Raw genomic sequence first — 5,325 nt, 5'->3', positions numbered from 1 at the left:
GCCAATATCTCCCGATAAATCCTACAAAAGGCGATGTTATGCATAAATGAATGGTGGTGGGATAAAGGCGTCATTCATAAAGTGTGGCGACGATCTCCGTATATGTGTGGATGGATCGGAACCATCCTTAGGAGCCCTCCATGACCGTCGTCCGAGTCGTGTTGTACGCCCTCCTCGTCGTCATGTGCGCCACCCCGCCGGCCGCGGCCTCGTCCCGGGCGTTCGCCTTGACCAGCAGCGCCTTCTCGCCCGGCGGCGTGATCCCGAAGGTTCACGAATGCACCAGCGGCGGCAGCGACCCGCGCCAGAGGAACGAGTCCCCGCCGCTGTCGTGGTCCGGCGCCCCGGCCGCCGCCAGAAGCTACGCGATCGTGATGCGTGACCTCGACAACAACAATCTCATTCACTGGGTGATCTATGACATTGCGGTGAGCGTGACCTCGCTCCCGCAGAATGTCGATCACGCCTACCGGCCCTCGATCCCCTCGGGATCGAGGCAGGTCTACTACCGCGGCAGCGCGAGCCTCTTCGGATACCAGGGCCCCTGCTCGCCGCGCACGGTGAACACCTACGAGTTCGTGGTCCACGCGCTCAACAGGGCGACCTTGTCCGAACTGACCTCCAGCTCGTCCACGCAGACCGCGGCGCGGGTCATCGGCAACGCGTCGCTGGGGTCGGCGAGGCTGTCCGGGGAGTCCTGAACCGGCGCGGCGACGCGGGAGCCCGCTCCCGCGTCGTTCACCTTTCCCACGTTTTCCCAACCGGCGGCGCCGCTCTACCCACCCGGCGAGCCCCGATCGATGCTGAGGCGAATCACATGCCACGGGGAATCGTGTACCAGGGGAGTACGCATGGGGCTACGAAGGTGGGCGGCCGTCCTGACCGCGGCGGCGCTGGTCACGGCGGGCATGGTCATCACGGTGTGGACGCCGCCCAGGGCGGACGCCGAGGCGGTGGACGTCGCGACCGCGTGGATGGTCAAACCGCTGTACCGATTACGCGGCACCACCACGACCGACAACACGCTGTTCACCACCTGGGAGACGGAGTACGACAGCGCTGTGGCCAAATGGGGCTACACCCCCGAGGGCCAGGTTCTGCACGTCGCGCGTGAACCGGTGACGGGCCTGTCGCCGGTGTCCGGCATGCGGAAGTCCGGCGGCGACCGCATCTTCACTCTCGACCCGGCCGAGCGCGATCAGGCCGTGGTGCAGGGGTACGTGGACGAGGGCGTCCGGTTCCACGCGCAGGCGGCGGACGGGGAGGGACTGCTCCCCGTCCATCAGCTGATCAAGGGCCCGTCCCACCGGTACGTCGTGGGCGAGGCGGAGAAGGCCCGCGCGCTGGCCGAAGGCTGGACCTACCAGAAGGTCGCCTTCTACGGGCGGGGCTCGTTCACGAAGAAGCTGCTGGTCAACGGGGAGTTCACCACCGACACCTCGTCCTGGCAGGCGGCCGGCCCGGCCACGCTGGCGGCCGAGAACGGCGCCGCCAAGATCACCGTGGCCGGCGGCACCACCGAACCCGCGCAGGCGCACGTACGCCAGAGCGGCCGGACGTTGCAGGCCAAGCGGACCTACACGCTGTCCTTCGACGCCCACGCCACGGCCGAGGTGGCGATCAGGGCCGTGGTCTGCGAGGAGACCGAGACCTGCCCGGAGATCTTCGCCACCGACGTGGAGCTGACCGACCAGCCGCAGCGCTTCACCTACACCTTCGACTCCACCGCCGACACCGCCCAGGGCGCGCTCACGTTCCAGCTCGGCGGCAAGGGCGAGCTGACGGCCTTCCTGGACAACGTGGCGCTGACGGAGCGGAAGTGGACCGTCTCCACCGATCCGCGGCAGACCGAGGCCGAGGCGCTGGCCGCCGCGGAGACCTCGGGCCAGCTGGTGGAGGTGCTCGCCGAGCGGGGTGAGGCGCGGGAGGTGTACGCCACCCCCGAGGGCACCATGTACGTCCACGACCGGCTCACCCCGATCCGCATGAGACAGGGTGACACGTGGGTTCCCTTGTACAACGGCCTGCGGTTCAAGGACGGGGCGGTCCGGCCGTACACCTCGCTGGTGGATCTGAGGTTGTCGGCCGGCGGGGCGGGACCGATGGCGACGCTCACCCGTTCCGGCCACACGATGTCGCTGACCTGGCCGAGCGCGCTGCCCACGCCGACCCTGGACCACGACACCGCCGTGTACAGCGGCGTGCTGGGCCCGGACGTGGACCTGCGGGTGAAGGCGACACCGGACGGGTTCGCGCACACGCTGGTGGTCAAGACCCCGGCCGCGGCGCAGGACCCCAGGCTGGCCACGCTGACCCTGACGCTGGCCGCGCCGACGCTGACGGTGAGCACGAACGCGGAGGGCACGCAGGAGGCGGTCGATCCGGCCAACGACGCGGTGATCTTCGAGGCGCCCAAGCCGATCATGTGGGACTCGGCGCCGGCTCCCGGAGGCGCGAGCGCGATGACGGCCGGTGAGGACGGCCCGGTGGATCCACCGGCCACCCATGCGACGGACGCGGCCCCGGGCGACGCCTCGAAGATCGCCACGATCGGCGCCGAGCTGTCCGGCGGCCGGCTCACGCTGGTCCCGGACGCGGCCATGCTGAACGCGGCCGACACCACGTTCCCGGTGTACATCGACCCGATGTACCGCACGCCGATGAGTTCGGCCAACCTCATGGTGGCCAGCAGCGGGTTCGAGATCTACAACTTCACCAAGGACCAGGGGATAGGCCGGTGCCCGATCGGCCTGCCGTCCAGCGGCCGCAGCTGCGGCTCCCCGCACAAGAAGCGGCTGTTCTACCGCGTCCCGACCGGGTGGCTGGCCGGCAAGCAGATCCTGTCCGCCGAGTTCCACGTGCGGGAGGTGTGGGCGGCCTCGGGCAGCAAGCGGCCGGTGAACATCCACCTGGCCAAGGCGTTCGGCAAGAACTCCACCTGGAACTCGACCTCCGACAACTGGCTGCGCAAGCTGGACAGCCGCAACGTGGCCAAGGGCTGGTCGGGGTGCGCCGGCAGTACCTGCCCGGCCGGTGACGTGCTGTTCAACGTCACCTCGGGCGTCAGGGAAGCGGCGGAGAAGGGCTGGCGGGACACCACGTTCGGGCTGCGCGCCGCCGACGAGGGCGATCAGCTGGCCTGGAAGCGGTTCGAGTCGCGCGCCTATCTGCGCGTGCACTACAACCGGCCGCCGCTGCAGCCGAGAATGAGCCAGCTGGAGATGGAGCCGGGCGGCCCGTGCAAGGGGCCGGGCAACCCGTCGGTGTTCAACTGGTCCACGCCGAAGCTGATCGCCAAGAACCTGCGCGACCCCGACACCTACCACCGCACCGCCGACAAGGTCCGGGCGGAGTTCCTGGTGTCCTGGAAGAACGCCGCCGGGCAACCCCGGACGTGGCGGCACTTCACCGACCCGAAGAGCGCCAGGTCGGGCAAGGTGGCCAACAGCTTCATGGCGCACGTTCCGCGCGGGCTGCTGCCGGAGAACACGGTCATCAACTGGCAGGTCAGGGCCTGGGACAGCCGCAAGGGCAAGGGGCCGTGGAGTTCGAACGGCGCGGCGACCGCCTGCTACTTCGTCTTCGACACCAAGGCGCCGCCGCTGCCGGTGATCACCTCGCCAGGGCCCGAGGGGTACGTCGCGGAGAACCCCCTGGATCCGGCACAGGTGCCGCAGGACGGCATGGGCCGCTACGGCAGGTTCATCGTCACCTTCGACCCGTCGGTGACCGAGTGGGCGTACGCGGTGAACGAGGATCCCACCCAGTTCCGCCGCCGGACCGCGGGCAGCGCCACCGAGACGGTGCAGCTTCTCCCCAAGGTCATCGGCAGCAACAGCCTCTACGTACGCGTCAGGGACCAGGCGGGCAACTACTCCAAGGGCTCGGCCGTCTACCGGTTCCGCGTCGCCCCCGGCCGCGCGCCGAAGGCGCACTGGAAACTCAACGACCCCGCCGGATCGGCCACCCTGGCCGACGCGCAGGGCCGCTTCCCCGCCCGGGTGTCCGGCACGCCGCAACTGGGCGTGGCCGGTTCGCGCGGCACCGCGATGGCCGGCAACGGCACGACGGCGTTCGCCCGTACCGACGGCGCGGTGCTGGACACCACGCAGAGCTTCACGGTGACCGCGTGGGCCAAGCTGCCCGACACCCTGCCCACGGGGTACGCGACCGTGGCGGCCCAGGACGGCGTCAACGTGTCGGGCTTCTGCCTGCGCTATGACCCGAACGCCAAGAAGTGGGTGTTCTGGCGGATGAACGCCGACTCGACGTCGGTCCCGTCCTCCAGCGCCTGGTCGGCCAAGCCCGCCAGACCCGGCGAATGGACCCATCTGATGGGCGTGTACGACGCCGTCGCCAAGAAGGTGCGCGTCTACGTCAACGGCGAGCCCGGCACCGAGATGGACTACACGAGCGCGTGGCGGGCCGGCGGCCCGCTCACGATCGGCCGGGTCCAGTGGGCCGGCACGCCGCTCGACTTCTTCCCCGGGAAGATCGACGACGTACGCGTCTACGACCGGATCGTCACCGTCGAGGAGGCGGCGGCGCTGTCGAAGGAGATGCTGACGGTGGCGCACAAGTGGCACCTCAACCGCGCTCCCGACGACAGCGGCGAGGCCATCAGAACCCCCGTCCGCCTGTACGGCGCCGCCCGCTTCGTGCCCAAGACCCCCATGAGCAACAGCGCCGTGCCCGGTTCTCTCCACCTGCCCGGCGCGGCGGGCGACTACGCCGGCATCGCCGCGGCGATCCTGGACCCGAGGGAGAGCTTCACCCTCTCGGCCTGGGTGGAGACCAGCGGGACCGCGCGCAAGGCGATGACCGTGCTCGACCTGCCCACGGCCGGCGGCAGCGCGCTGCGGGTGAAGTTCGATCCCGGCCGCGGCGATCCGGACATGGGGGAGATCGGCCGCTACGTGGTGGAGATCCCGGGCGCCGGCATCGTCGAACACCCGGCCTTCCACACCGGGTTCGGCGACTGGGACCACCTCGCGATCGTCTACAACGCGCGGGAGAAGTCGCTGGAGTTCTGGGTGAACGGCACCCTCGAAGCGGCTCCGGAGGCGGAGGTCAAGTCCTACCGCCACGACGTCACCCTGACCGGGCCGGTCACCTCGGCGCAGATCGGCCGCGGCGGCACCTCGGCCAACTGGTCCGGCCACGTCGACGACGTCTGGGTGCTGCGCGGCCCCGCGGACGAGACCCTGATCGACCTGCTGTCCCTGTGGTCGGAGATGTCGGCCGTCTCAGAAGACGCGCTCAACGACAACGACTCCGGCTGTCCCTGCCACGGGGTCGCGGAGCCGCCGCGGCGCCCCCGTCCCC

At 69.9% G+C, this 5,325-nt stretch carries 2 protein-coding genes; both read left to right on the top strand.

Annotation, left to right across the window (positions count from 1 at the left end; translation table 11 throughout):
* Window positions 1-140 precede the first annotated feature (140 nt).
* Entirely contained in the window at window positions 141-701 is a 561-nt protein-coding gene (locus ACFWYW_RS58735; protein WP_379612688.1) for a YbhB/YbcL family Raf kinase inhibitor-like protein, read from the top strand.
* Window positions 702-851: 150 nt separating this feature from the next.
* On the top strand, window positions 852-5,325 hold a 4,474-nt coding region (locus tag ACFWYW_RS58730), incomplete at its 3' end, for a LamG-like jellyroll fold domain-containing protein (protein ID WP_379641453.1).

Origin of the sequence: Nonomuraea sp. NPDC059023 (assembly GCF_042740095.1) — a bacterium.
Taxonomy (GTDB): Bacteria; Actinomycetota; Actinomycetes; order Streptosporangiales; family Streptosporangiaceae; genus Nonomuraea.
This window is presented reverse-complemented; position numbering and strand designations above follow the sequence as displayed.

Coding starts and splice junctions, on each gene's coding strand:
- ACFWYW_RS58735 (WP_379612688.1), top strand. CDS start 141: ATGACCGTCGTCCGAGTCGTGTTGTACGCCCTCCTCGTCGTCATGTGC.